The sequence below is a fragment of the Roseibium alexandrii DFL-11 genome (genome assembly GCF_000158095.2).
Taxonomy (GTDB): Bacteria; Pseudomonadota; Alphaproteobacteria; order Rhizobiales; family Stappiaceae; genus Roseibium; species Roseibium alexandrii.
Genome location: NZ_CM011002.1, coordinates 391043 through 413667 on the forward strand (window position 1 = coordinate 391043; position 22625 = coordinate 413667).

Below are 22625 nucleotides of genomic sequence, written 5' to 3' on the forward strand. Positions count from 1 at the left end.
GAGCTTTGAGTTTGCGCCGACCGGGCTCAGGTGTCGAGACTTTTGTAACCCCTGCGCACATAGATCAAAGACTTTCCGGGATCCGTCATACGCAAATCTGTGACGGTGCCAACGACAATCGAGTGTGTGCCGACTTCGGACACGGAAAAAATTTCGCAATCGATGCTGAGCCGTGCCGTGTCGAGGGCAGGGCAACCGGTCGCCAGGTTTGTCCAGGAGCCATGCGTAAATCGTCCGCTCATATCCGCGCTTTCGCGGCCGGCAAATACATCAGACATTTCTTGATGATCATCTGAGAGGGTGTTGAGGCAGAAGCAGCGGTTTTTCAGGACGGCAGTGTGAAGGCGGGATTGCCGGTTGAGGCAAATCAGGATGCTGGCAGGGTCATCGCTGACCGAACAAGCGGCTGACACTGTTCCGCCCGCCCTGCCGGCGTCACCGTCGGTTGTGACGATATGAACAGCAGTGGCGATGCGGCTCATCGCTTCGCGAAACGTCTGGCTGTCGAGTGTCAGGCTTTGGGCGGCGGGATCTATCCCGGTTGAAGTCGCCATGCGGTCATTGCTCCATGGTCCGGATATGGCATCCGGTCGTTATCTTGTTATATGTCGTTGCGTGTGCCTATCAAACCCAATCGAGCCTTGCAATTTTCGGAACTTTCGATTGATTTCATATGACCAAGGTTCCTACGGCGCCGCTCAAGGGATGGATCTGGAGAATAGAATGAAGATTATCCATGGCTTGGCGGGCATGATGGCAATAACCCTCTTCAGCTGGCCGTTAAGCGCTGCTGCCGAGATCCATATCGCGGTGGCCGGCCCCATGAAAGGCCAGTTTGAGGACTTGGGTCAGCAAATCAGGGCTGGGGCCGAACAAGCGGTCGTCGATATCAATATGGCAGGCGGTGTTCTGGGCGAACCCCTGGTGCTGGACATCGTCGATGATGGCTGTGACGAAACCCAGGCCAAAGCGGTTGCCAACCAGTTGATCGGCCGCGAAGTGTCGATGGTGGTGGGGCACGTTTGTTTCAGCGCGTCCATACCGGCAAGTGAGATCTACTCAAACGCCGGGATTGTGCAGATCTCTCCGGCCACAACGCTGACGAAATTCACTGACGAGCGGCCCGGACCCGGCATCTACCGTTTGGCGCCACGAGATGATGAACAGCCACGTGTTCTCGGGCAATACCTTGCAGATGAATTTGCTGGACAAGACATCGCACTGCTTCATGATAAGACCGCCTATGGCAAAGGGCTGACCGATGCTGTGCGGATTGTTCTCAACCAAAATGGCGTCACCGAAACGCTCTATGAGGGATTTGACGCGGGCCTGAATGATTACCGCATTCTCGTCTCTCGTTTGGCTTTGGAAGGCGCCGAGGTCGTTTTCATTGGCGGTTATCATCCTGAAGCAGGTTTGATCAAACTGGAGATGCAGAGGCTTGGGGTCGAAGCTGTTCTGGTTGGGGGCGATACCCTGATGACGCAAGCCTTCTGGGACGTTGCGGGCGAGGCAGGTGAGGGCACAACTTTCTCTTACCCGCTAGATCCTCGCAGCCTGCAAACGGTCGCCAAGGTCATTGCGGCATTGGAAAGCCGCGAAGAAATTGCTGAGCGCTATGCGCTTGCCGCTTATGCTGCGGTCGAAGCCTGGGCCGAAGCGGTAGAAGCGGCCGGCGCACCAGACTTTGCGGCGGTGACAAAAGTAATGGATGAACAGGCTTTCCCGACAATCCTGGGCGACATCAGCTTTGATGACAATGGCGACAGCAGCGTTCCGCAGTTTGTCATCTATGAATGGAAGTCCGCCAAACCGGTCCAGCGCTAACTTCTCTTCCCGGTGCCCTTAATCTGCAAGCGCACTTTGTCGGCATAAATCGGTAGCCCCGCGTCCATGCCGTAAAGGCTCCGGAAAAAACCGCCATTGGCCTCAACGGCGATGTTCTGACTGTTTCCGGCCGGTCGAAGCTCGACCTCCAAAGAGGTGCGTTGCCGGGTTCCTCGTAGGGTAAGAAACCCTTCAACCTGTGCAGTTGTCTCGCCAATCAAACGCACTGAATAACTCTCGAACTCTGCTGTCGGAAACTCCGACACATTGAACATTGCAGAGCTTTTTAGGAAACCCGTGACCCGGTCATTATTGGTCTCAACACTTCGGAGGTCGACAGTGACGCGAACACGGCTGGATTCCGGCCGTTGCGCGTTTAAAACCATTTCGCCTTTGACCGTACCAAACCGGCCTTTGACAGGTTGGCCACCCAATACCCTGACGGAGAACTGAGTATCCACGGCTTGGGGTGGCAGGATGTAACGGCCCGACAAGATATCTGCCCGGCTGTCAGCGGTGCTCATGACAAGAAGGGAAAGCCCAACCAGAAAACTGAGATTGACCGACGCAAGAAAACGTTTCCACCAAGACTGTGAGCGGCACATGTGCCGCGCAGTGTTTCCTGTCATCAAAGCCTCCTCTCGTGACCAAAACCATTACGTCGGATATGGGACAGCAGATTGGCTTGTTTCCTTTACAGACAACGCCGTTCACCATGGTTTGAAGTATTCTGAAGTGCCACTTGCCGCATCCGCGCTCATGCATAAACTCTTAACAAGCGTTAAGGATTGGGTGTGTGATGCGTATCATTTCTTTGCTATTCGCCTTTGCTGTGTTCGTTGCAGCCGCTTTGACTTTAGAAAAAGCGCAAGCTGCAGAAGTGGTTGGTTTTTCCGGCCATCAATTTCGGCCGGGCACAATTGTGATCAAGAACTCCGAACGGCGGCTTTATTTGGTGCTGAACGGACGCCAGGCGATCCGTTACAAAGTGGCCGTCGGAAAACGTCAGAAGTCCTGGACAGGGCAGGCGCAGATCACGGCGAAATACATCAAGCCGGACTGGTCACCGTCGCCGGAAGTGCGCCGGGACTTCCCGCATCTTCCTACCGTGATCCGCGGAGGTGCTCCAAACAACCCGATGGGCGTCGCTGCCATGACCCTGTCAAACGGCAACTACGCAATTCATGGCACCAACCGTCCTGGCTCGATCGGGCGTGCGGTCTCCTATGGCTGTATCCGGATGGCCAATCACGATATCCAGGATTTGTTCCGCCGTGTGCAGGTCCGCACGCCGGTGATAGCGTTGCCGTGACTGGCACTTTCGTTCCGTGGGTGAAGTCACCTTCCTTGGAAGGCGCCCTTGCCAGGTTCCCAGCGCCAAGCCACTGTAGTGCCTTCATGCAAGGCATTGGGGGCGCATATGCTTTTTTATCTGACTGTCATTTTGGCGTGTCAGCTCATTGGTGAGCTGATCACGGTCGCGAGCGGACTGCCGATCCCAGGTCCGGTGATCGGTATGGTTCTGTTGCTGGCAGGCTTGCTGATCAAGGGCGGTATCCCGGATGAACTAGCAACGGTCGGCGATGCGTTTTTGACCAACCTCTCCCTTTTGTTCGTTCCTGCCGGCGTCGGCGTCATGCTGCATATTACTCTGATCGGTGAAGAAGGGCTTGCCATAACCCTGGCACTGATCGGCAGCACGCTTGCAACAATTGCTGTCACAGCGGTGGTGATGCGCCTTTTGTCGCGGACTGCGGATGCTGCTGACAGCGAGGCCGAATAATGGAGGGCGAACTTCGGGAAATCTGGGTTTATCTCTCCGCCAGTCCGCTCCTGGCGCTGACATTGACCCTTGTCGCCTATCAGGTCGGTTTCTGGATCTATCGGCGTGCGGGATTTAACCCGCTTCTCAATCCGGTGCTGATCGCCGTTGTGTTGTTGGTCAGCCTGCTGCTTGTCACCGATACCCAATATTCGGTCTATTTCGAAGGGGCCCAGTTCGTTCATTTCATGTTGGGGCCCGCAACAGTGGCGTTGGCTTTGCCACTTTATCGGCAGCTTGAGCGGGTCCGCCGCTCATCGATTGCGATTCTGGCCAGTTTGCTTGCCGGGTCTCTCACGGCGGCCATCAGTGCTGTCGGCATTGCCGCTCTGTTTGGGGCCAGCAAGGAAACACTGGTGTCCCTTGCGCCAAAGTCGGTGACTGCGCCGGTTGCGATGGGGATCAGTGAACAGCTGGGTGGATTGCCGTCGCTGACGGCGGTTCTGGTGATCCTGACCGGGATCACTGGGGCTGCTCTTGGTCCGTTACTATTGAACCTGATGGGAGTAAAGGACATGGCCGCTCGCGGATTGGCCATCGGTACTGCGTCACACGGCATTGGGACAGCCCGTGCGCTGCAAGTCAGCGAATTGGCGGGTGCATTTTCCGGTCTCGCTATGGGGCTTAATGCCCTCGCAACAGCGACCCTTCTTCCCTTGGTTTGGAAGTTGTTTTTCTGATCAGGGCAGCCTTGGGACAGCGTGTCGCATATATTTTCGAAACTATGAAAATATAGTGATGCGCGGATCGGCACGATCCTCCTCGAAATGCCGCTGGTTCCGTGTGCCCCAACCGGAGCCGGCGGTTTTTTTAGCTCTGGCGCTTTAGCCAAGACTTGGGATTTGCGGATTTGCTGTCTGACTGTTTGCCCGTTAGTGCGCTGACAAGGTCCGCGACGGCCTCAAGGCTGTGCACCGCCCGGAATTCATCGACATGCGGGAGCATGGCCCGGATACCCTTGGCCTTGGCTTCAAAGCCTTCGAACCGCAGAAGCGGATTAAGCCAGATCAGGCGGCGGCAAGACCGGTGCAGCCGGTCCATCTCGCGCGCCAGATCCTCATCGGAATCGCGCTCAAGACCGTCGGTGATCAACAACACGGTCGGTTTGCCGGAGAGGACCCGCCGGGACCAATGCCGGTTGAAGTCATGAAGAGCCGAGGCGATGCGCGTGCCGCCGGACCAATCCTGAACCCCTTCAGAACACGCTTCCAGCGCTTCGTCCGGATCCTTCATCCGCAATTGACGCGTAACATTGCTCAACCGTGTTCCGAACAGGAATGTATGCACGTCCCGTCGTTCGGCGGTGACCGCATGGAGGAAATGCAGAAGCAGGCGTGAATATTGGCTCATGGAACCGGAAATGTCGCAGAGCGCGACCAACGGTGGGCGCTTTTCGGCTGGTTGGCGGAACTTCAGGTCAATGATATCCCCGCCGGCCCGCATCGACGCCCGCAAGGTGCGGCGCGGGTCCACCTTTCCAGAGTGTGCAGGGACCAGCCTGCGGAGCCGGATTTTGTCCATGGTGAGCGCCATTGAGGCGAGCGCCTTTTTGGCGTCATTGATCTCCTCGGCGGTCATCTGGGCAAAGTCTTTGCTCTGGAGGAGTTCCTTGCCCGACACCGTGAATTTGGCATCAACCTCGATTTCCGGCCGGGTTTCTTCCGCGACCCGTTCCTTGTTGGCCTGAAACGCCTGGGCAACCCGTGTCTGCCCCGCCTTGGGCTTTTCGGGTGCACCTCTCGGTGGAGCAACAGGTGACAGGATCGCCAGCATCTTTTCGATCAAGCCCCGGCTTTGCCAGTAGACCCGGAACGCTTCATCAAACAGGATGCGATGTTCCCGCTTGCGCACAAAAACGGCATGCAGGGTCCAGTAGAGATCATCGCGATTGCCGATGCCCGACACTTCGACGGCCTGAACCGCATCGACCACGGAAGCCGGGCCAACCGGCACGCCAGCCTTGCGCAGCGTGCGGGCGAAATAAACGATGTTGTCTGTAATGCGGGAACGGATTGCGGTCATGGAGGCGCGGCCTTGGCTCAAAGGGCCGGCATGGACTGGGGACGCGGTTCGTCCTTGCGAATGTCGTCGATCATCTGCCGGACCTTCGAGCCGCGGACCCGTTCGATGTCGTCCTGATACTTCAGAAGAACGCCGAGCGTGTCGGAGGCCATGTCCGGATCAAGGGCGATTTCATTCAGCTCCGAAAGGGCGGTGGCCCAGTCAAGGGTTTCTGCCACACCGGGCTGCTTGAAGAGGTCTTCTTCCGTGCGCAGCTTTTGGACAAAGGCAACAACTTCACCGGCCAGGCGTTCGGAGGCGCCGGGCACCTTGCGGCGGACGATTTCCAGTTCGCGCTCCGCGTCTGGATAATCCACCCAATGATACAGACAGCGGCGCTTAAGCGCGTCGTGGATTTCCCGGGTCCGGTTGGTCGTGATGATGACGATCGGCGGTTCCTCGGCCTTGACGGTGCCAAGCTCCGGAATGGACACCTGATTGTCGGCGAGCACTTCCAAAAGGAATGCTTCAAAGGCTTCGTCCGCCCTGTCCAGTTCGTCGATGAGAAACACTGGAGCGCCGTTCAGAGACGGCTCAAGGGCCTGAAGGACCGGGCGCTTGATTAGGAATTTTTCATCGAAGATGGACTTTGAAAGCTCGGAGTGCTCGGTATCGCCGGAGGCTTCCGCGACCCGGATCTCAACCATCTGTGCCGGGTAGTTCCACTCGTACACCGCGGACGCAATGTCGAGCCCTTCGTAACATTGCAGGCGAATAAGGTCGCGGCCAAGTGTTGATGACAACACTTTTGCGATCTCGGTCTTCCCGACACCTGCTTCGCCTTCTAGAAACAAGGGACGTTTCATTTTCAGCGCAAGGTGCAGAACCGTGGCAAGGGACCGGTCGGCAACATAGCCGGCCTCGTCCATCAACTGGAGCGTTTCGTCGATCGTCGCTGGAATGGCAGATTGCGGCATGAACGGCTCCCAGGAGTGATTGATTTTGGACTATATATAAACGAACAGGTGGCGGAGCCTAGGTCTGTTTGCTGGTACTTTGGAACAGGCGCCTGTGGCGGGTCGGCGAAGTGCCAAGCATTTCCCGGAAGTGGTGGCGCATTGTAGCAGCCGTCCCAAACCCGGTCTGATCTGCAATCTTGTCGATTGAGAGACCGCTTTCTTCGAGCAAGTCCTTGGCCTTTTGAAGCCGTACACGCGTAACCCAGCGGGCAGGGGTCGTTCCCGTTGCACTTTCAAACCGGCGCAGAAATGTCCGTTCGCTCATGCCTGACCGTGCGGCGAGGCTCTTGATCGTATGATTTCCTGAAAGATTTGCGCGCAGGTAGTCGAACAACGGGCCGAAGCGGTTTGCTTCATTTGGTACCTGAACACTGGTGTCGACGAACTGTGCCTGTCCGCCTTCCCGGTGGGGCGGAACGACAAGCCGCCGCGCCACGCTGTTTGCAGCTGATGGGCCAAAGTCGCGGCGGATGAGATGAAGGCAGAGGTCAATTCCTGCAGCACTTCCGGCCGATGTCAGGATCTGGCCGTTGTCGGTATAAAGGACATTGGGGACGGTCACGAGATCCGGGTACCGCGCCGACAAGGCCTCGCTATACCGCCAATGTGTCGTCACTTGCTTGCCTTCTAGAAGGCCAGTTGCAGCAAGCACAAAGACGCCCGAACAAATCGACAGCAAACGCGCGCCGTTGGCATGCGCCTGGCAAAGAGCATCTCGCAATCGCCCGGGGATCGGATCATTGATGCCGGACCAGCCGGGAATGAGAATTGTTCCTGCCTCTTTCAAGAGGTCCAGACCGCCATCCACTTCCACCCGGACACCATTAGAGGCCCTCAGTGGTTGTCCCGGATCAAGGCTGGCCACCTCAAAACTGTACCAATCCTCTCCCATCTCCGGTCGTTTTAGGCCAAAGAGCTCGCAGCAAATGCCGAATTCGAATAGGCATAAGCCGTCATACGCAAGGGCGACCACGCGCTTGTTGGGTGCGTTGGCCGGAGATTGAAAGGCAAGATCCGTATTTGGCATGATTTTTACGTTAATTGTCTTTCTTGCCAAACGCCAGTCGAAAACCCTTTGGCTATGGTCCGGTCAAACAACACAGACAGGAGCCCAGTCATGAGTTTTGTGACCGATATCCCGCCAGCATCTTCCCCGGACGCTGCCCGTCACTTTTCGGCACGCCTTAGCTTTGAAACGGACTGCGCGGATGTCGCAGACGCCCTTGCCTCTGGCCGCGTGGACTTTGTGCTTCTTCACGTCGTCGGATCGGCCGAGACCTTTGCAAGGAAGCATATTCCAGGGGCGTTGCATTTGCCGCATCGGAACATCACGGCAGAGCGCATGACGGATTGGCCAGAGGACACGGTTTTTGTGACGTATTGCGCTGGGCCACATTGCAACGGAGCAGATCGGGCTGCTGTGAAGCTCGCAGAACTCGGCCGTCCCGTAAAGATCATGATTGGCGGTCTGACCGGTTGGGAAGATGAGGGCTTTGCTTTTGCTGGTTCTGAAGTGACCGCTGCAGCAGAGTAAAGCTGCGTATGGCGCAAGCCTGACCTGCCGCGTATAAGATTCGCAAGTGAGGGAAGGGAGACTCGTTTTGCGAACCAATGCGCTTTTTTGGACAGGCTTGATTGCTTGTATCTTGAGCGGACCGGCTCTTGCAGCCAGTGGCATATATCCGACGGATCCGGCCAGTCTTGCGAGCGGCCGCGAAATAGCGGAGATCCATTGTGCCGCCTGCCATGCTGTGGCAGCTGACGATGAAAGCGCCCTGGAAGGCGCGCCGCCGTTCAGGGAGCTCTCCAGCCTTTATCCACTGGATAGTCTTGAAGAAAGCCTCGCTGAAGGCATCGTCACTGCGCACGAAAACATGCCAGAAATTGCCTTCGAGCCGGGTGACATTGATGCCTTTTTGGGCTATCTGACGTCCATCCAAGCAAAATGACAATTTTTAAGCGGGAAATCTTGTGAATTGTTAGCACTCATTTGAGTTTGCTGCCAAAGCTCAAGAATTCGCCTAATTGTCACCCCTTCATAGAATTGGTTAACCTGTTAGCTGCGACACTTTTCTTAAGGAGAAAGGAATACGTGGCATGACAGTTGATTCAGACTTTGAAAAACGGTTGCTCGGATACGGTTTGCTGACCGCGGAAATACTCTACCGGATGCCGGATCACCCAAGGTTGTTGCAGTCCTTCTTGTGGCAGACAGAGGATTTGGCACCGAAATTCCCTGAGCTGACCCGTTTTTTAACGTTCTGGGAACGGGAGATCGAGGGCCGGATCCATGCGGTCCGCGTTGCGCATCAGAACCTGATCGAGCCAGCGGAATTTCGGTACGCCGACGGTGAATTCGTGATGCACTAGAGCGTCAGCCGTCAGCGGCGGAGCGGAATGCCGAGCCCGCGACCATCCCGCAAGATGGTTTTTGCCTCCGGTGTGAATTCGTTGCCGGGACCGTCGTGAAGAACGAAGCCTGGCAGCAGTGTGAGCGGCGCTTTGCTCGCCCGCACTGCCCGGACCAGAACACGTGTTGCCGCTGCATCAGGACGTGGCCGCAGGGGGATCACGTCAATCGCACCGAACCGGCCAGAGAGGACGTTCAGAATTTCACTTAAGCCGTCTGCGCGAAAGATGATGGTCAGTGTGCCGCCAACTTTCACAATGTCAGTTGCAGTTTTTACCCAGGGTTCCAGGCCCCGCTCATCGAGCATATGTGCTCCGGCACGGGCCGTCTTGGGCGAGGCGCGGAACCGGTTCGCCTCATAATAAGGCGGGTTCATGATGACGTGATCAGCCATGCTGGACTTAAGTCCCGCTGCATGGCGCATACGTCCCTTGGCCGTGATATCAGCTTCCAGGAGGTGGATACGGTCGGCAAATGCGCTATTGGCAGGATCGGTGAGACCTTCCCGCGCAAGATCAAGGACCGTCTGATCGAGCTCTACCGCGGTGACCGAAATCTCCGGCAAGCGGGCAGCTGCGCAAAAACCCGCTGTCCCGACACCTGCGCCGAGATCCACAATGTGACCGCTCAGGCCATCGGGCAAAGCCGCGGCGAGGTAAACCGCATCAAGTCCCGCGCGGTGGCGGCCATGTTTGGGCTGGTGCACATAGACTTTGCCGCCCAAAAAGGCATCCCTGGTAATCTCCACATCCTTGTCCGAGCTGGAGGGGTGGTTTTGGCCCGTCATATCCGCCGTCATTCGCCTTCAAGACGCAACTCGTGTTCCAATCCCGCTTCGCGTACGAGCATGCGTGCTTTTTCGATCTGATCACTGTCGACCAGAATCCTACGTGGAATCATGGCGAGTGAGCCCTCCAGAATGCTCATATTGCCGTCTGCGACAAAATGCTTGATATCAGCCTCTCCAAGCAGCGATTCCAGAAACGAGATCAGGACAGGTTCGTTTGTTCTTACAAGTTCTTCCATTATAAATCTGACCCTTGCCGGTTTTGTCCCGCGCTGCTGCCGGACGCTCTCCATGGAACTGCTTTACAGCAAAATATGCTGATTGTGGCATTTCAACAGTTTGTCAACGGATAGGCGGCTTGCCCCGGAGACATTCGCGCCATATTGTCCGCACAAATCGTAACAGGAGTGCCGTCAGTGGCCGTGGTCGCAACCTTGTCTGACAATGAAACGCCTCGCGCAAGCATCCAGCCTCTCGTGGACCTGGTGGCGCCCGGCATGGCGGACGTGAATGAACTGATCCTTTCCAAGGCCGGGTCCAATGTGGATCTGATCCCGGAAATAGCAAAGCATCTGATTTCTTCTGGCGGCAAGCGTTTGCGTCCGATGCTGACGCTCGCCTTTGCCGACATGTTCGGATACCAAGGCAGTGGTCATGTGATCCTCGCGGCCAGCGTGGAGTTCATGCACACAGCAACGCTGCTTCATGACGATGTCGTCGACGAGAGCGACATGCGCCGGGGCAAACTTGCGGCCCGCAAGCTTTGGGGCAATCAGGCGAGTGTTCTGGTGGGGGATTATCTCCTGGGCCAGGCGTTCAAGATGATGGTCGACACCGGCTCTCTGGAAGCACTGCGCATTCTGTCTGAGGCATCGGCCATTATCGCTGAAGGGGAAGTGCTTCAGCTCGGTGCGTCGAAAAACATCGAGACGACAGAAGCCGAGTATTTGAGGGTCATTGAGGCGAAGACCGCAGCACTGTTTGCTGCTGCAGCCGAAGTCGGTCCGGAAATCGCCGGCCAAAATGACGTGATGCGCAAAGCTGCACGAACTTACGGCCTAGAGCTTGGCTACGCATTCCAGATGGTGGACGATGCACTCGATTATGGTGGCTCATCCGCGGATCTCGGCAAGGATGTTGGAGACGATTTCCGGGAGGGCAAGATCACTCTGCCGGTGGTACTTGCAGTCGCGCGCGGCACCGATCAGGATCGGGCCTTCTGGAAGCGCTGTATGGAAGGCGACAATGTCACGGATGATGATCTCGCCGAGGCCATCGAGCTCCTGAAAAAATTCGACGCTATTGCGGAAACCGTTCAGCGGGCCCGGACCTATGGCGACAATGCCCTCAAAGCGTTGGATCAATTGCCTGCGTGTGCTCACACGGACGCTCTCGCAGATGCCGTGGCGTTCTGCATCGCGCGTGTAAGCTAAAGCGTGTTGCGGTTCGTTGGCTTCATTGCTTGTCAGGCTTTGCGTATGCAGCGGAGCGTAAAGGCAGCGAAGTCTGACGCCCGGTTGACCGCAAAAGGCGGTAGTTGCTCTACAGGCTTGTTGCTGAACTAATCCGGCGTCCTTTTGGGGCGCCGTTTTAATTTGTGAGAGGCACTTCCCTTAGCTCAGCGGTCCAGAGGCGATCCACCAATCGGGATGCGCGGTGCGCAGATCGGTTTCAATCGCGCGCATTTCCGTTGGAGCACAGAGGCCAAAACAAGTCGCGCCGGAACCGGACATTCGTGAAAAGAGGATCCGGCTGTCCCCTTGCAGGAAATTCAATACCTCACCGATCGCGCCACATGCCGACATGGCAGGCGTTTGCAAGTCATTGCGGCTGTTCGTCAAATAGGCGATTAACGCGGCAATATCATCAAACGCATCCGGCATTTTTGCCAGCTGCGGATTGTTTTTTTTGTCCAGGGCTCCGAAGACGTCCGGCGTTTCGAGGGTGACCTTCGGATTGACAAGAACAATGCCGCAAGCAGGCAGGAGTGGGGCAGCAGCGAGGTCTTCGCCGATCCCCCGCATCACTTGCGGTTCGGGGGTGAGGCAAACCGGAACATCTGCGCCGAGCGATGCGGCGAGTTCATGAAGATCAGCATCGCTCAAATAAACACCGGTCACGTCCTCCAAAAGGCGGAGCGTGGTCGCAGCATCGCTTGACCCGCCCCCAATTCCGGACGCTACAGGCAGCCGTTTGGTCAAAGTGATTTTGACGGACGGGACGTCGATCTTTGCCCTTTCGGCAAATCCCCGGACTGCGCGCAAGACTAGGTTGTTGTCTCCAGCTAGATCCAGTTCCCGGGCAAACGGGCCGTCTATGTCCAGCTCCAGCTTCTCGGACGGCTCAAGAGCAATCCGGTCACCGATCTGCGGAAAAGCAACGAGCGACTCCAACAAATGATAGCCGTCATTGCGTTGACCGGTGATGTGAAGGGCAAGGTTCACTTTGGCCCGGGCGAGTTCTGCCCGGACAGCCGTTTGCTGGTGGTCTGGCATGATTAGTCCGGTCAGCCGCCGTTGTTGTCATTGGCGGCGTTCGCAGCGTCCGTGTTCGCTGGGTCCGGCAAGCCGTTCTCGATCTTGTCGAGAATTTTGGGAAGTTCATCGTCTTCTGGGTCAAGATCCCGGGCATGGTTCCACTGAAACCGCGCCTCGTTACGCCGGCCAACCTTCCAGTAGGCGTCGCCCAAATGGTCGTTGATCACCGGATCAGCTGGCCGCAGTTCGATCGCGCGTTCCAGCTCCGTGACAGCTTCCTCATAGCGGCCAAGCCGGTAGTAGACCCAGCCCAGGCTGTCGACGATGTAACCATCAGTCGGACGCAGTTCGACGGCCGTCTTGATCATCTGAAGCGCTTCATCGAGTTTCAGGCCCTGATCCACGAGGGAATAGCCTAAGTAGTTCAGGACAAGAGGCTGCTCTTCTTCCAGCTCAAGCGCTTTGCGGAAATCGGCTTCAGCTTCGTCCCATTTGTCCAGGCGCTCCCGGCTGATGCCTCGGAAATAAAGGATCAGCCAATGCGGCTGTTCTAGAGTCTCAATCGTGTCGATGGATGCAGAATAAACCTGTTCGGCTTCCTCGTAGAGTTCGTGAGACCGCAGGACATTGCCGAGTGCAATCCCGGCTTCCAAGTCACCCGGGTCGTTTTCGATGAGCGCCGCCAAATGAGCGCGGGCTTCGTCCACCTGATCGAGAGCATTGAAATTCAGCCCGACCTGAATCTCGGCTTCCCGCTTCAAGGCACTGTCGTCAGGCACCATCATCAAGGCTTCGATGGCACGGTCAGGCTGATCCATCCGCTCAAAGACGTTGCCGAGCGCAACCGCTGCATATTCTGCAGCTGGATCAAGATAAAGTGCCAGCTGAAGGTAGGAGGTAGACAATTCCTCTCCGCCATCACGGCCGATCACGGCGCCCAGTCCGTATAGGATCTCGGCCATGCCGACAGACGGGTCGCTAACAGTCGGCGGGATGACAGCGCCTGATACAATCATCTCACGGGTCCGGTCCAATTGCGGATGGCCCCGGTATTGCCGGTCGAACTGATCAAGCGCCTTCAGCGCATCCTGCTGGCGGCCATTGGCTGCGAGGAGGCGGGCGTGGGCATCAACGACGCGGATTGCCCCTTGATCCATCTCATAGGCTTTTTCGATAGCCTCAAGTGCAGCTTCGTTCCGGCCGGCTGTAAACAGAAGATGCGCCTTGTGGGTTTCCTTGAAGACATCGAACCACTCCGGGCCGCGGAGGTTGTCGATGGTCTCGGCTGCTTCGTCGATCTGGCCAGCGCCGTAATAGGCCCAAGCGCGCGCGATCCCGACGGAAAGCTGAGCCAGCGGACCATTCCGGCCCTCCTTCAGCAGTTCGATTGCGGCGCCATAGTTACCGTCGCGCACATCCTTTGCGCCCAAGACGAGCTGTGCCAGGAAGTTCCGCTGAACGCCTCGATCGAGATCGGCGGCATAGCGGATCGCATCATCCACATCACCATTTGCGAGCTTCAGAAGAAAAGTCCGCTCCAGCAACATCGGATTGGATGGGTCTGCGGCAAGGGTTTCTTCGTAAAAAGCAGCAGCTTGCGCAAAGTCTTTTTGAAAGCCTGCGAGACGCCCGGAAAGATAGCTGCCAGACAAAGTAAAGGGAAGTTCGGCGGGAGTTCCAAGCGTTCTTGGAATGCCGTCTTGTGCATTTGTGTCCGCAAGAACAGTCGCCGGAAGCAGAGCAGCAGCGCTCGCAAGAGCCAGAAGTTTCAATTTGAGCGGCTTTCGGATCGACTTCGAAATGGCGCCGGTCAACTGTGTCATTGGTCCTCGCAGAATTGATTGCTCCCGTGACGGGGGACGCATCTGTATGAAAACCGACAATGGCGCTATTAAGGCTGAGCGGCAAGGTGAGGGGGATAACTTTCTGAGGGTTTAAATCCTTTCGCATTTGCCCTGCGTCGGAAAAACATAGACTAACGACTTAAAAGGGCGCGTTTCCGGTAAAAAGGGCTTGATGCTGTTTCAACGCCGTAGCAGGTATGTGCGGTGCAATATCAGGCGGGGGCGAAAGTACTCCCGGCACCATGCGGAGGAATTGGAATATGACCAAGTGGGTCTACGGGTTCGGCAATGGTTCTGCAGAAGGCGCAGCAGACATGCGCAACCTGCTCGGTGGTAAGGGGGCGAACCTTGCTGAGATGAGCAGCCTCGGTCTGCCGGTGCCGCCCGGATTCACGATCACCACCGAAGTCTGCACCTATTATTACGACAACGAGAAGTCCTATCCGCCGGCGCTCGCAGATGAGGTGGCCGCGGCAATGGATAAGGTTGGAGAAACAACCGGCCGGAAGTTCGGCGATCCTGACCGGCCGCTTCTGGTGTCTGTTCGCTCCGGTGCCCGCGCGTCAATGCCTGGAATGATGGACACGGTCCTCAACCTGGGCCTCAGCGACGGCACCGTGGAAGCGATTGCCCGCGAATCCGGTGACGCTCGGTTTGCTTATGACAGCTACCGCCGCTTCATTCAGATGTATTCCGATGTGGTTCTCGGCGTCGACAATCACGAGTTCGAGGACATCCTTGAGGAATACAAGGAACGCAACGACCTCACTCTGGATACAGAAATCACCGCAGAGGCCTGGCAGGGCATCATCGAGAAGTTCAAGGCGCTGGTTGAAGCGGAACTCGGCAAACCCTTTCCGCAGGACCCGCAAGAGCAACTTTGGGGGGCTATTGGTGCCGTTTTCAGTTCCTGGATGACACCGCGTGCTGTCACCTACCGCCGTTTGCACGATCTGCCGGCCTCCTGGGGCACTGCCGTGAACGTTCAGGCGATGGTGTTCGGCAACATGGGTGAGAATTCCGCCACCGGCGTTGCCTTCACCCGTAATCCGTCCACCGGCGAGAACAGCCTTTATGGCGAGTTCCTTGTGAACGCGCAGGGCGAAGACGTTGTGGCCGGTATCCGGACACCACAAGACATTACCGAAAAGGCCCGCGTTGAAGCGGGATCTTCCAATCCGTCGCTTGAAGCTCTGATGCCGGAGGCTTTTGCGGAGTTCCGGTCTTATTGCACCAGGCTGGAACGCCACTACAAGGACATGCAGGATCTGGAATTCACAATTGAGCAAGGCAAGCTCTGGATGCTGCAGACCCGCGCGGGCAAGCGGACCGCCAAGGCGGCGCTGAAGATCGCTGTCGATATGGTCGCAGAAGGCATGCTGGAAGAAGAAGAAGCTGTGTTCCGTGTCGAGCCCGGCGCACTTGATCAGCTGTTGCACCCGACTATCGATCCGAAGGCTGAGCGTGACATCCTGTCGACCGGGTTGCCGGCCTCTCCGGGTGCGGCATCGGGTGCAATCGTGTTCACCTCAGATGCCGCAGAACAAGCCAAGGGTGACGGCCGGAAGGTGATCCTCGTACGTGTTGAGACCAGCCCGGAAGACATCCACGGCATGCATGCCGCTGAGGGCATTTTGACGAGCCGCGGCGGAATGACCAGCCACGCCGCTGTTGTTGCGCGTGGTATGGGCAAACCCTGTGTGGCCGGAGCCGGTGGGCTGCGGATTGACTATCGCAATCAGGTTATCAATGTGGGCGGCCGGCAGCTCAAAGAAGGCGATATCATCACGATTGATGGCGCCACCGGTCAAATCCTGGCAGGCGAAGTCGCGATGCTGCAGCCGACGCTTTCCGGCGACTTCGGAACGCTGATGGGCTGGGCGGATCGCGGCCGCCGGATGACTGTCCGGACCAATGCGGAAACGCCGCAGGACGCCAAGGTCGCGCGTGAATTCGGCGCTGAAGGGATTGGTCTCTGCCGTACTGAGCATATGTTCTTTGAGGGTGATCGCATCCTTGCAGTTCGTGAAATGATCCTTGCAGAAACTGAGGAAGGCCGCCGCGCGGCACTTGCAAAGCTGCTTCCAATGCAACGTCAGGATTTCACGGATCTCTTTGAAATCATGCACGGCCTGCCGGTTACGATCCGTCTTCTCGATCCGCCGCTTCACGAGTTCCTGCCAAAGACGGATGAGGAACTGAAGGACGTAGCGACGGCGATGGGTGCGGATCCAGAGCTTTTGCGTGATCGCGCACTGTCGCTCGAAGAATTCAACCCTATGCTCGGCCATCGTGGTTGCCGGTTGCTGGTGTCTTATCCGGAAATCGCGGAAATGCAGGCAAGGGCGATCTTTGAAGCTGCGGTCGCTGCAGCCAAGGCCACGGGGGCTCCGGTGGTTCCGGAGATTATGGTGCCGCTAGTCGGTCTCAAGGGGGAACTGGATCTTGTCCGGTCCAGCATTGAGGCAATGGCCAAGGCCGTCATTGAGGAAACCGGGGCAGAGCTTACCTATCAGGTGGGCACAATGGTCGAGTTGCCGCGCGCCGCGCTCAAGGCGGCGGAGATTGCTGAAAGCGCTGAGTTCTTCTCCTTCGGCACAAACGATCTCACGCAGACCACGTTCGGGATCTCCCGTGATGATGCGGCATCATTCCTCGGAACCTATCAGACGAAAGGCATCCTTGAGCAGGATCCTTTCGTGTCCCTGGATCCGGAAGGTGTTGGGGAGTTGATCAAGATTGGTGTTGAACGTGGCCGGTCCACCCGTCCTGACATAAAGCTCGGTATCTGCGGTGAACATGGCGGTGATCCCTCCTCAATCACCTTCTGCGAGAGCGTCGATCTGGACTATGTGTCCTGTTCACCTTACCGGGTGCCGATCGCGCGTCTGGCCGCCGCACAAGCTGCCCTGCGCAAGGCGTCCGGGAACTGATGAGCAGGCGTTTGCAGCGCATTGGTGAAAGGGGCCGGCATCATGCCTGAGCCTTTTCCGGACGTTGATGCGTTAAGATCCGGGGGGAAACGGGTTTTATCCCGCGTTCTCACCCGGATCGAGACGGACACCGATAAACCGGAGACGGCTGCATTTCTGGATCGGATTGCAGCTCAGGCCAAAGGCCATGTCCTTGGTCTGACAGGCCCGCCGGGCGTGGGCAAGTCAACGCTGACCGATGCACTCATCCGTGCCTTTCGGGATGCTGGCGGCGGTGTTGCGGTTCTTGCGGTCGACCCATCGTCCGCAATTACCGGCGGTGCGCTCCTTGGAGACCGGACCCGTCTGAAAACAGACCCTAACGATGATCAGATTTTTGTGCGCTCCATGGCCGCGCGCGACCGCCTGGGTGGGTTGTCTGATCATTCGGTTGCCGCCATTGCAGTGTTGAGGGCTGCGTTCGATCATGTGATCGTGGAGACGGTGGGGATCGGTCAATCCGAGGGGGACCTCAAACAGGCTGCCGACACAGTGCTTTTGTGTATTCAGCCAGGATCGGGTGACAGTCTTCAATTCATGAAGGCCGGCATCATGGAACTACCGGATGTGGTCGCTGTGACCAAGGCTGATATGGGGGCTGCGGCACGGCGTGCAGCCGCTGATGTCAAAGGTGCACTCACGCTGTCGCCCACCGGATCAAAGAACTGGATCGTGCCTGTGGGTCTTGTCTCTTCGCAAACAGGAGAGGGGATGGAGGCGCTGATTGATCAGGTCAAAGCCCATCTCGATTATCTGCAGACCAATGGCAGGTTGGCTGCCCGCCGGGCCTCGCAACACAGCGCCTGGTTCCGTGACCGGGTGCTGTCTGAGTATGGGCAATCGGGTCTGAGGATCTGCCAAGACCTTGCCGAGGGTCAGGCACACCATGCGCCGTTCTCCTGTTTCTCCGAATTTTCGGAAAAAATGGACGCCTGCCTGCCGCCGGTAACCTGAAGTTACAGGTGGTCAGACTTCGGCTGCACGCATCTTGAACGCAAATTCGCGTCCGAAATCGCCACCATGTTCCTTTTTGAAGTCCTCAAGGAACTTCGCAAGGTCGGTCTCATTGAGCGGCTGAGAAATGAAATAGCCCTGCATGCGATGACAGCCGTGGGCCTGGAGGAAACGGATCTGCTCGATGGTCTCGATTCCCTCGGCAACGATCGTCATTCCAAGGGCCTTGCCGAGCTGAATGATGGATACGATGATGGCCTCTGCCTCCGGATTTCCGTCCATGTCAGACAGGAAATCACGATCCACTTTCAAGGTGTCAAATGGGAACCGGCGCAAGTAGCTGAGGCTCGAGTAGCCGGAGCCAAAGTCATCCAGCGCGACCTTGATGCCCAGGTTCTTCAAGCGCCGCAGAGACTTCAAAACAGTGTCGTTGCGGCCGGCAAAAACGCTTTCCGTGACTTCGATTTCCAGGCGCTGAGGTGCCAGGTTGTTTGTGGCCAGAATCGCCATGACCTTTTCGACAAAACGTGGGTGCTTGAACTGATTGGGCGACACGTTGACCGACATAACCACATCCGGCCAGTCGTGAGCCTTGGCGCAGGCCTTGTTCAGAACCCAAAGACCGAGTTCGTTGATCAGACCGGTCTCTTCGGCAACGGGAATGAACTGCGCCGGAGAAACGACAGTACCGTCCTCCTTGGTCCAGCGGGCGAGCGCTTCCACGGACACAATACGTTGTGCCGCGGTGTCGGATTGCGGCTGGTAGGCGAGAGTGAGTTCGTCGTTTTTCAGCGCCATCCGCAATTCGCGCGAGAGCTTGTCCTTCGACTGGACATGGTCTTCCATATTGGCTTCGAAGAAGGAGCGACGGTTCCGGCCATTTTCCTTTGCATCGTACAGGGCGATATCCGCCTTGCGCAGCAACTCGTCCGGGTCGATGCCATCACGTGGTGCAACAGACGCGCCAATAGAAAGGCTCGCATGCAATTCGCGGGCGCCGATTTTGATCGGTTGGGAAATTTCATCCTGGATTTGATCGAGGATGTATTCCAGCCACTCGTCACTTTTGGAATTGGGAATCACCATCGCGAATTCATCGCCGCTAATCCGCGCGACAATGCCGTTATCGCCCAAGACGTGTGTCAGACGCTTGCCAACGGCGACGATGACCATGTCTCCAGCCGAGTGACCGAGCGTATCGTTGATATCTTTGAAGTGATCGAGATCGATGTAGATGACAGCGGTTTCCCGCCCCCGGCTGTTGGTGTCCTGAAGCATATCCGTCAACAACCGGTGAAAATGGGCACGGTTGGGCAAACCGGACAAGGCGTCGTGGCGCGACGTATGCACGGCCTGCGCTTCGCTGACGGCAAGGCGCTTGGTCATGTGGCGGGTGAAAGCCGTTACAGCGATTACCACCGCCGTAATCATGAAGGCGGCCATCCCGAGGAACGGATTGATCCGTGTCAGCATTTGTGTGCCCGGCCGGTCCACTTGCCAGGCAATGACCCCGATGGGCGCTCCTGTCGGTCCGCGCAGTCTCAGCTGGCCGATGCCCTCACGGTCAGTCTGTTTTTGTGCAAGGATGAAGCCGTCAAGCCTGGTCATATGCATGATCTCAGACATCTTTTCACCGCGCAGTGGCGCGAGGCTAATCATGACCGTCGGAGGAACCCGCTTAGGAATTACCGACTGAATTTGCCGGGCAATTGCAGCAACCGAAAAGAGATGCGGTTCCCCCTTCACTGAAACAACGCCGGTTTCGAAGATCGAATAACGTTGATCCCGTTGGCTCGGTTCATAGCTGTAAAGTCCAGAGGGAAGCTTCCGGAACGAGATGATATAGCGGGCGCGGACTTTCGCAATGGCGGGCTTCAAACGGGCGAGAAGGTCCGGTGTGAGCCAACTGTTGTTGTGGTCATGCGCAAACAGTGCCTTGACGGCATAGTCCTTTCCAACCACTGCTGATTTTGTAAATCCGTGGTTGGCATAGAGCCAATGGGTCATGTTGTCGAACACCCACTCCTGATCCAGATTGGGCGCGTTCGTTATGTGAAAAGCCGCATCCCAGGTGGCGACACCGGATTGCTGGCGTGCCAGATCGTCGGAAACCAGTTGCAGTGCTCCGGAGATCAGTTGCAGCTGTGACTGCTGGGCGCTGTCATCGGAGATGCGCGCCGACCAGTGCATGAGGAAGAAGATCCCGGCGACGGACAGAAACACCAGTGTCACCAACGGTATGATGATGACATTGGCGATACGCCCACCTGAATTCTTCAGTTTGGTCTGCATTGACTGGCCCTGTTTGACAGAAGCATTATTGATACAGACAGTTAAGGATTGACCGACATTGATGGTAAAAAATGTATTTAGGTAAATTGTATGCACGCCAAAAAATGATTGGCACAGAGGGCCTTGGATCCGTTTTAGCCTGCTGGATCAAGTCCTAAATGAGTTGTAATCCTTTGAAACTCACCTGAGATCTGAGGCCAACGATTATGTGGTCGTGAATCTCGATGCCAAGGGGCTTGGCGATGTCGACCAATTGCCGGGTCATTTGGATGTCTGCCCGCGAGGGCGTGGGGTCTCCTGACGGATGGTTGTGGACCAGAATGATTGCTGTCGCACCGTGTTCCAGAGCTCTACGCACAACCTCTCGGGGATAGACGGGCGTATGGTCAACGGTTCCGGTTTGCTGCAGTTCATCGGCAATCAGCCCGTTCTTCTTGTCGAGAAAGAGAACCCGGAATTGTTCGACCTCGGACATGGCCATGCGGGCTTGCAGATAGTCCATCACTTTGGACCAGGAATCGAGCAGCTCCCGTTCCCTCAGTTCTGCGGTATGGAACCTGGCGATGGCCGCATGAATGGCGTGCAGGGTGTCGATGCTGTTGTCTGACAAGCCTTTGATTTCCTTCAATCTCGGGCGCGGCGCAGACAAAGCGGCAGAAAAAGATCCAAAGCGTTTCAACAGGGCTTTGGCGATTGGTTTGGTGTCCTGACGGGGCAGGGCGGAGAATAAAAGAAACTCCAGAAGTTCATAGTCGGCGAGACTGTTCTCACCTGTTTTACGAAACCGTTCCCGCAGTCTTTGGCGGTGTCCTTTTGTACCGGTATCTGCCGAAGGTTTTTCGGAGAAACCGGCGTCCGGTTCGCTCATGAGCCTCCTTAGGCGTTGGGCAGCCCTGGTTTGTGGAAACCTTTGGGTGACGTTGTGAAACTCTGACACCCGTCCGCGGTGATGCCAATAGAATGTTCAAACTGGGCAGATAACGAGCGGTCGCGTGTCACAGCCGTCCAGCCATCGCTCAAGACCTTCACGTTCGGCCGTCCGAGATTGACCATCGGTTCGATTGTAAAAATCATGCCGGGTTTCAGTTCCACGCCTTCGCCGGGGCGCCCATAGTGCAAAATGTTTGGCGTATCATGGAACAACCGCCCAAGGCCATGACCGCAGAAATCGCGGACAACAGAACAGCGTTGCGCCTCGACATAAGTCTGGATGGCCGCGCCGATATCACCGGTCGTATTGCCCGGTTTGGCCGCCTCAATGCCCCGCATCAAGGATTCGTAGGTTACGTCGATCAAGCGTTCTGCAGCCCGCTTTAGCGGCCCGACGGGATACATCCTGCTGGAATCACCGTGCCAACCGTCCAGGATGTAGGTCACGTCGATGTTGACGATATCGCCTTCGCGCAAAGCCTTGTTGTTCGGTATGCCATGACAGACGACATGGTTGATCGACGTGCAAGAGGACTTTGTGTAGCCGCGATAGTTCAGCGTAGCCGGTATGGCATTGTGGTCCATGCCGTACTGGTAGACGAAGTCATCGATTTCTTGTGTGGTCACACCCGGTTTGACCATATCGGCCAACTCATCGAGGCAGGATGCCGTCAGCTGCCCGGCTTTCATCATGCCATCAAAGTCTTCAGGTCCGTAAAGGCGCACCTGACCCGTGTTTTTCATTGGGGCATCGGCGGCATCGATGTAGGTGACCATAAAGTTGTGTTCTCGCTTCTGGGCTCCCAGCGCAGCTTGTCGGCTGCAGCACGTTGGAGCGTACCATGATCTTTAAGTCCACATACAGTCCGCACGTAGCAATTTCCAGTCCCCGATGTGAAAGGGCCGGAAAGAAACAGCATTTGAAAACTGCGCTGCTGGCTTGCAGAAACGGTGCAAAGTCTCTAGGGGATTTGGTGTTGGTACTGCGGGCGTGGTGGAACTGGTAGACACAAGGGACTTAAAATCCCTCGGCCCTAGGCTGTACGGGTTCGAGTCCCGTCGCCCGCACCATTCTCTGTTGTGCTACCGGACATCGGCTTACTAGCGCGCAGGACTAAATCGCGCCGCTCAGCTGCACCAAAAAACTTCCTGACCTTCAATTCTCAGTAAGACTGCGGCCGTTGTCGTGGCTTGCAGAACCTCAATCAACCAAGAGATGCATGTTCTCGTAGTCGTGGCTGGTCGCCGTTGGGTCGGTTTTCAGGGAGATCGTCTTTCCAGAGTGTGTTC

Annotated in this window: 22 protein-coding genes and 1 tRNA gene; 11 read left to right on the plus strand and 12 right to left on the minus strand. The window is 56.8% G+C overall.

Annotated elements, in window-relative coordinates:
- Window positions 1-26: 26 nt before the first annotated feature.
- Window positions 27-554 carry a flavin reductase gene (locus SADFL11_RS01805; RefSeq protein WP_008191787.1) on the minus strand — a complete coding sequence of 176 codons (528 nt, stop codon included), beginning with the start codon at window positions 552-554 and terminating at the stop codon, window positions 27-29.
- Between the two features lie 169 nt (window positions 555-723).
- Between SADFL11_RS01805 and SADFL11_RS01810 the strand changes: the two genes are divergently transcribed.
- The gene (locus SADFL11_RS01810; protein ID WP_008194193.1) at window positions 724-1827 is read left to right on the plus strand and encodes a branched-chain amino acid ABC transporter substrate-binding protein; all 1104 of its coding nucleotides are present in this window, start codon (window positions 724-726) and stop codon (window positions 1825-1827) included.
- Here SADFL11_RS01810 and SADFL11_RS01815 read toward each other — a convergent pair.
- Window positions 1824-2456, minus strand: a complete 633-nt coding sequence (locus SADFL11_RS01815) for a YceI family protein (protein ID WP_008191474.1) — start codon at window positions 2454-2456, stop codon at window positions 1824-1826. The genes SADFL11_RS01810 and SADFL11_RS01815 overlap by 4 nt on opposite strands.
- 170 nt (window positions 2457-2626) lie before the next feature.
- Between SADFL11_RS01815 and SADFL11_RS01820 the strand changes: the two genes are divergently transcribed.
- From SADFL11_RS01820 to SADFL11_RS01830, 3 genes are all read left to right on the plus strand, one after another.
- Window positions 2627-3139 carry a L,D-transpeptidase gene (locus tag SADFL11_RS01820; protein WP_040450777.1) on the plus strand — a complete coding sequence of 171 codons (513 nt, stop codon included), beginning with the start codon at window positions 2627-2629 and terminating at the stop codon, window positions 3137-3139.
- Window positions 3140-3247: 108 nt separating this feature from the next.
- Window positions 3248-3610: a CidA/LrgA family protein gene (locus SADFL11_RS01825; RefSeq protein WP_008191073.1), complete on the plus strand. Its 363-nt coding sequence runs from the start codon at window positions 3248-3250 to the stop codon at window positions 3608-3610.
- Window positions 3610-4329 carry an LrgB family protein gene (locus SADFL11_RS01830; protein WP_008194564.1) on the plus strand — a complete coding sequence of 240 codons (720 nt, stop codon included), beginning with the start codon at window positions 3610-3612 and terminating at the stop codon, window positions 4327-4329. The genes SADFL11_RS01825 and SADFL11_RS01830 overlap by 1 nt, the downstream gene beginning before the upstream one ends.
- A gap of 130 nt (window positions 4330-4459) precedes the next feature.
- On the opposite strand, the gene SADFL11_RS01835 is transcribed toward SADFL11_RS01830, so the two are convergent.
- From SADFL11_RS01835 to ftrA, 3 genes are read right to left on the minus strand one after another with little or no spacing between them, the layout of a single operon-like run.
- On the minus strand, window positions 4460-5671 hold the full coding sequence (locus SADFL11_RS01835) for a vWA domain-containing protein (protein WP_040450776.1): 1212 nt from the start codon (window positions 5669-5671) through the stop codon (window positions 4460-4462).
- A gap of 17 nt (window positions 5672-5688) precedes the next feature.
- Window positions 5689-6627 carry an AAA family ATPase gene (locus SADFL11_RS01840; protein ID WP_008190878.1) on the minus strand — a complete coding sequence of 313 codons (939 nt, stop codon included), beginning with the start codon at window positions 6625-6627 and terminating at the stop codon, window positions 5689-5691.
- 58 nt (window positions 6628-6685) lie between these two features.
- Window positions 6686-7696 carry a transcriptional regulator FtrA gene (gene ftrA, locus SADFL11_RS01845; RefSeq protein ID WP_008192308.1) on the minus strand — a complete coding sequence of 337 codons (1011 nt, stop codon included), beginning with the start codon at window positions 7694-7696 and terminating at the stop codon, window positions 6686-6688.
- A gap of 90 nt (window positions 7697-7786) precedes the next feature.
- On the opposite strand from ftrA, the gene SADFL11_RS01850 reads away from it, so the two are divergent.
- The 3 genes from SADFL11_RS01850 (at window position 7787) to SADFL11_RS01860 (ending at window position 9039) form a co-directional block, all read left to right on the plus strand.
- The gene (locus tag SADFL11_RS01850) at window positions 7787-8203 is read left to right on the plus strand and encodes a rhodanese-like domain-containing protein (RefSeq protein ID WP_040452260.1); all 417 of its coding nucleotides are present in this window, start codon (window positions 7787-7789) and stop codon (window positions 8201-8203) included.
- A 112-nt stretch (window positions 8204-8315) separates the two neighbouring features.
- Window positions 8316-8618: a c-type cytochrome gene (locus tag SADFL11_RS01855; protein WP_209002715.1), complete on the plus strand. Its 303-nt coding sequence runs from the start codon at window positions 8316-8318 to the stop codon at window positions 8616-8618.
- Window positions 8619-8766: 148 nt separating this feature from the next.
- The gene (locus tag SADFL11_RS01860) at window positions 8767-9039 is read left to right on the plus strand and encodes an usg protein (protein ID WP_008191401.1); all 273 of its coding nucleotides are present in this window, start codon (window positions 8767-8769) and stop codon (window positions 9037-9039) included.
- 11 nt (window positions 9040-9050) lie between these two features.
- Here the strand turns inward: SADFL11_RS01860 and SADFL11_RS01865 are convergent, their stop codons facing one another.
- Together SADFL11_RS01865 and SADFL11_RS01870 are read right to left on the minus strand one after the other, a co-directional pair.
- Complete coding sequence (locus tag SADFL11_RS01865; protein WP_040452259.1) at window positions 9051-9866, minus strand: tRNA1(Val) (adenine(37)-N6)-methyltransferase; 816 nt, start codon at window positions 9864-9866, stop codon at window positions 9051-9053.
- Window positions 9867-9874: 8 nt separating this feature from the next.
- Window positions 9875-10105, minus strand: coding sequence for a putative signal transducing protein (locus SADFL11_RS01870; RefSeq protein ID WP_008191267.1), 231 nt, complete (start codon window positions 10103-10105; stop codon window positions 9875-9877).
- Between the two features lie 177 nt (window positions 10106-10282).
- Here SADFL11_RS01870 and SADFL11_RS01875 point away from each other — a divergent pair, with 177 nt between their 5' ends.
- Entirely contained in the window at window positions 10283-11299 is a 1017-nt protein-coding gene (locus SADFL11_RS01875; protein ID WP_050775976.1) for a polyprenyl synthetase family protein, read from the plus strand.
- A 180-nt stretch (window positions 11300-11479) separates the two neighbouring features.
- On the opposite strand, the gene SADFL11_RS01880 is transcribed toward SADFL11_RS01875, so the two are convergent.
- Together SADFL11_RS01880 and SADFL11_RS01885 are read right to left on the minus strand one after the other, a co-directional pair.
- Window positions 11480-12361, minus strand: coding sequence for a 4-(cytidine 5'-diphospho)-2-C-methyl-D-erythritol kinase (locus SADFL11_RS01880; protein WP_008192671.1), 882 nt, complete (start codon window positions 12359-12361; stop codon window positions 11480-11482).
- Between the two features lie 11 nt (window positions 12362-12372).
- The gene (locus tag SADFL11_RS01885; RefSeq protein WP_008197004.1) at window positions 12373-14166 is read right to left on the minus strand and encodes a tetratricopeptide repeat protein; all 1794 of its coding nucleotides are present in this window, start codon (window positions 14164-14166) and stop codon (window positions 12373-12375) included.
- Between the two features lie 281 nt (window positions 14167-14447).
- Here SADFL11_RS01885 and ppdK point away from each other — a divergent pair, with 281 nt between their 5' ends.
- Window positions 14448-17120 (plus strand): pyruvate, phosphate dikinase, encoded by a 2673-nt coding sequence (ppdK, locus tag SADFL11_RS01890; RefSeq protein ID WP_134852870.1) that lies wholly within the window; start codon window positions 14448-14450, stop codon window positions 17118-17120.
- Window positions 17121-17162: 42 nt separating this feature from the next.
- Window positions 17163-18113 (plus strand): ArgK/MeaB family GTPase, encoded by a 951-nt coding sequence (locus SADFL11_RS01895; protein ID WP_040452256.1) that lies wholly within the window; start codon window positions 17163-17165, stop codon window positions 18111-18113.
- Window positions 18114-18125: 12 nt separating this feature from the next.
- Here the strand turns inward: SADFL11_RS01895 and SADFL11_RS01900 are convergent, their stop codons facing one another.
- From SADFL11_RS01900 to map, 3 genes are all read right to left on the minus strand, one after another.
- Window positions 18126-20405 carry a bifunctional diguanylate cyclase/phosphodiesterase gene (locus SADFL11_RS01900; RefSeq protein WP_008191971.1) on the minus strand — a complete coding sequence of 760 codons (2280 nt, stop codon included), beginning with the start codon at window positions 20403-20405 and terminating at the stop codon, window positions 18126-18128.
- Window positions 20406-20559: 154 nt separating this feature from the next.
- Window positions 20560-21273: a RadC family protein gene (gene radC / locus SADFL11_RS01905; RefSeq protein ID WP_008194292.1), complete on the minus strand. Its 714-nt coding sequence runs from the start codon at window positions 21271-21273 to the stop codon at window positions 20560-20562.
- 8 nt (window positions 21274-21281) lie between these two features.
- Window positions 21282-22112: a type I methionyl aminopeptidase gene (map, locus tag SADFL11_RS01910; protein WP_008195120.1), complete on the minus strand. Its 831-nt coding sequence runs from the start codon at window positions 22110-22112 to the stop codon at window positions 21282-21284.
- A 208-nt stretch (window positions 22113-22320) separates the two neighbouring features.
- On the opposite strand from map, the gene SADFL11_RS01915 reads away from it, so the two are divergent.
- Window positions 22321-22406 (plus strand) — tRNA-Leu (locus SADFL11_RS01915).
- The last annotated feature ends 219 nt before the right edge of the window (window positions 22407-22625 follow it).

Bases quoted from the DNA above. Each gene is read 5' to 3' on its own strand.
- SADFL11_RS01885 (WP_008197004.1), bottom strand. From the start codon at position 14,166: ATGACACAGTTGACCGGCGCCATTTCGAAGTCGATCCGAAAGCCGCTC.
- ftrA (WP_008192308.1), bottom strand. From the start codon at position 7,696: ATGCCAAATACGGATCTTGCCTTTCAATCTCCGGCCAACGCACCCAAC.
- SADFL11_RS01860 (WP_008191401.1), top strand. From the start codon at position 8,767: ATGACAGTTGATTCAGACTTTGAAAAACGGTTGCTCGGATACGGTTTG.
- SADFL11_RS01880 (WP_008192671.1), bottom strand. From the start codon at position 12,361: ATGCCAGACCACCAGCAAACGGCTGTCCGGGCAGAACTCGCCCGGGCC.
- radC (WP_008194292.1), bottom strand. From the start codon at position 21,273: ATGAGCGAACCGGACGCCGGTTTCTCCGAAAAACCTTCGGCAGATACC.
- SADFL11_RS01810 (WP_008194193.1), top strand. From the start codon at position 724: ATGAAGATTATCCATGGCTTGGCGGGCATGATGGCAATAACCCTCTTC.
- SADFL11_RS01820 (WP_040450777.1), top strand. From the start codon at position 2,627: ATGCGTATCATTTCTTTGCTATTCGCCTTTGCTGTGTTCGTTGCAGCC.
- SADFL11_RS01830 (WP_008194564.1), top strand. From the start codon at position 3,610: ATGGAGGGCGAACTTCGGGAAATCTGGGTTTATCTCTCCGCCAGTCCG.
- SADFL11_RS01865 (WP_040452259.1), bottom strand. From the start codon at position 9,866: ATGACGGGCCAAAACCACCCCTCCAGCTCGGACAAGGATGTGGAGATT.
- SADFL11_RS01850 (WP_040452260.1), top strand. From the start codon at position 7,787: ATGAGTTTTGTGACCGATATCCCGCCAGCATCTTCCCCGGACGCTGCC.
- SADFL11_RS01825 (WP_008191073.1), top strand. From the start codon at position 3,248: ATGCTTTTTTATCTGACTGTCATTTTGGCGTGTCAGCTCATTGGTGAG.
- ppdK (WP_134852870.1), top strand. From the start codon at position 14,448: ATGACCAAGTGGGTCTACGGGTTCGGCAATGGTTCTGCAGAAGGCGCA.
- SADFL11_RS01900 (WP_008191971.1), bottom strand. From the start codon at position 20,405: ATGCAGACCAAACTGAAGAATTCAGGTGGGCGTATCGCCAATGTCATC.
- SADFL11_RS01840 (WP_008190878.1), bottom strand. From the start codon at position 6,627: ATGCCGCAATCTGCCATTCCAGCGACGATCGACGAAACGCTCCAGTTG.
- SADFL11_RS01895 (WP_040452256.1), top strand. From the start codon at position 17,163: ATGCCTGAGCCTTTTCCGGACGTTGATGCGTTAAGATCCGGGGGGAAA.
- map (WP_008195120.1), bottom strand. From the start codon at position 22,112: ATGGTCACCTACATCGATGCCGCCGATGCCCCAATGAAAAACACGGGT.
- SADFL11_RS01870 (WP_008191267.1), bottom strand. From the start codon at position 10,105: ATGGAAGAACTTGTAAGAACAAACGAACCTGTCCTGATCTCGTTTCTG.
- SADFL11_RS01835 (WP_040450776.1), bottom strand. From the start codon at position 5,671: ATGACCGCAATCCGTTCCCGCATTACAGACAACATCGTTTATTTCGCC.
- SADFL11_RS01815 (WP_008191474.1), bottom strand. From the start codon at position 2,456: ATGACAGGAAACACTGCGCGGCACATGTGCCGCTCACAGTCTTGGTGG.
- SADFL11_RS01805 (WP_008191787.1), bottom strand. From the start codon at position 554: ATGGCGACTTCAACCGGGATAGATCCCGCCGCCCAAAGCCTGACACTC.